This is a genomic window from Methanococcoides sp. NM1 (assembly GCF_900774285.1).
Classification (GTDB): domain Archaea; phylum Halobacteriota; class Methanosarcinia; order Methanosarcinales; family Methanosarcinaceae; genus Methanococcoides; species Methanococcoides vulcani.
The window spans coordinates 1-513 of record NZ_CAAGTW010000031.1 but is presented as its reverse complement, the minus strand read 5'-3'; the positions used below and the strand labels follow the sequence as shown (position 1 = coordinate 513).

Annotated in this window: 1 pseudogene; it reads left to right on the top strand. The window is 41.7% G+C overall.

The window, feature by feature from the left end:
* Nucleotides 1-513: pseudogene (locus E7X56_RS11880) on the top strand (peptidase C1); the annotation flags it as partial.

The window sequence follows — 513 nt, the reverse complement described above, 5'->3', positions numbered from 1 at the left end:
TGCACCGGCCAGTGTAACCAGCCTGGACGAATCAAGTGTTAGTGGTAGTTCAATAACATGGAACTGGACTAATCCTGCTGATCCAGATTTCAGTCATACCATGATCTATCTTGATAATGTGTTTACAACCAATGTCAGTGATCCTGACAGTTCCTATGTAGCAACCGGTCTTGATGAAGCTACCATCTACCAGATCAGTACAAGAACTGTGGATACTGACGGTAATATCAACACTACCTGGATAAATGATACTGCAACCACCCTGGACCTTACTGCACCGGCCAGTGTAACAAATCTAGATGCTATTTACGGAGAAACTTGGATCAACTGGAGCTGGATTAATCCTTCAGATGTTGATTTAAATCACACAATGATCTACATTGATAATGTGTTCAAATCAAATGTCTCCAGCACTACCATCTTCTATAATGCTACCGACCTTTCCTCCAATACTCTGCATACTATCAGTACCCAGACGGTTGATATTACAGGCAATATCAATAGTAGCTGGAC